The organism is Streptomyces sp. NH27, assembly GCF_056859195.1.
Window position 1 is genome coordinate 1 of record NZ_JACEGK010000862.1, and the last position, 1,825, is coordinate 1,825.

A 1,825-nucleotide genomic window follows, 5' to 3' on the forward strand; every position below is an offset into this window, starting at 1 on the left:
CGCCAGGAGTGTCAGGGCCCTCCTCCGTCGCCGCTCCGCCCGGTGCCGCTCCCGTACCGTCGTCGTGTGTGCCGGCCACGGCCGCCAACGGTCTGTGCTGTTCCATGCCGCCGACCGTAGAAAGGGTTTCTGGGGTTCCCCTGAGAGCCGGGTGGCAATCGTCTGAGACACGCCTGCCGCGAGGCACCTGCGGGCGTGAGCCGACGCTATGCGCGACGTGTTGTTGCCGGGTGACCCCGCCGTGACGATCGGCGCACCGGTCCCGTCACGGGCGGGCCCATCGGCCGATACCGCCTGCGCGCCGACGAGTTGGTGACCGACGCCGGCGGTGTTCCGGCGCTCTCGTACGAAGACCTGGCGGCGGTTCTGCTGGACGAGGCCGAGCGCCTCAAGCGTCACCGCTGCCGGTTCGCGGCCGGTCCGCTGCCGGTTGCCGGCCCGGGGCGCACGGCCGGCGCCGGCGCACGGGCCCCGCCCGGGACCGTACGCCAACGCCATCCGGCCAGGCCCGTACCGTCCGGGCGCGCCGGCGCCCTGATATCCCGCGGCTTGCCCGTAAGACCGTTACGACGACGTGTCGTCGCACAGCGCGTGGTCGGTCAGCGTCTGCACCGCGCGGTTCACCTTGTCCTGGTCGATCAGGGCCGTGGTGGTCGTGATCGACACGGTCACCGCGCGGCTGCCGTCGGCGGACACGGCCGGGCGGGCGTACGTGCCGAGGCCGTCGCCCTCGTGCATGTCATACGTACCGCCGCAGGTCAGCGGGACGACGCGCAGCCCGAGGCCGTAGCCGCCCTGGGTGCCGGCGGGCGGCACGGGCAGGTCGTCGTAGCGGACCGTGGTGCGCATCTCGGCCAGTTGGGCGGACGGCAGCAAGGTGCCGGAGGCGAGCGCGCGGAAGAACGTGTCGAGGTCGGCGGGCGTGCTGACGACCCCGGAGTCGGCGGTGTGCTGGAGGCTCTGGTCGGTGAGGTCGATGGGCTTCCCGTCCGGGCCGGTGATCGTGACGCGCTCGTGCGGGCCGACGAGGTACGGGTCGGCGCCCGGAATGTAGGTGTGGCGCAGGCCGAGCGGAGCGATCACCCGGTGCTCCACCAGCTCCCGCCAACTCTGGCCGCCGCTCGCCTTCTCCGCGATCATCGCGGCGAGCAGGTAGTTGGTGTTGGAGTACGCCCAGCGGCCGCCACCGGGCGTGAACAGCGGCGGATGGCTCATCGCGATGGCGACCAGCTGCTCGGCCGGGGTGTCGTCGAAGCGGTTCTCGTCGAAGTGGTTGATCATGCGGTCCTGGACGGCCGGGTCCTCGACGTAGTCGTAGATGCCGCTGGTCTGCTGGAGCAGGTCGCGCACGGTGATCCGGCGGCCGTCGTTGCCGTGGCCGCTGACGACCCCGGGCAGCCAGTGGTCGACCGTGTCGTCCAGCGACAGCCGGTGCTCGGCGACGAGTTGGAGGACCACGACCGCCGTGAACGTCTTGGTGGTGCTCGCCACCCTGAACTCCGGCTCCCACGGCACGGGTGCCTTCGAACCGACCCCCGCTGTGCCGTACCTCGCGCGCAGCGGGCCCCCGCCCTGCCGGTCCACCCGCGCCACCACATTGACGTCCCCGCCGCCGGCCGCCCGTACCGCCGCGAGGTCCTTACGCAGGTCCGCCGCCGAGTAACCACGGCTTCCCGCGGCCCAGTTCCGGCCCCCATGCGTGCCCGCGGCCGCCCCCGTGTCCGCCCCCGCGGGCACCGCCGCGAGCGCCGACGCCGCCAGCGCCACCACGCACGCCACCAGGACCGTCCGCGTCCCCGGCACCGCAACCCGCATCGCACTTCCC

1 protein-coding gene is annotated in these 1,825 nt (G+C 73.2%); it reads right to left on the bottom strand.

Annotation, left to right across the window (positions count from 1 at the left end; genetic code table 11):
* Nucleotides 1–564: 564 nt before the first annotated feature.
* Complete coding sequence (locus AC13HU_RS36585; RefSeq protein ID WP_483046308.1) at nucleotides 565–1,815, bottom strand: serine hydrolase domain-containing protein; 1,251 nt, start codon at nucleotides 1,813–1,815, stop codon at nucleotides 565–567.
* Nucleotides 1,816–1,825: the final 10 nt, after the last annotated feature.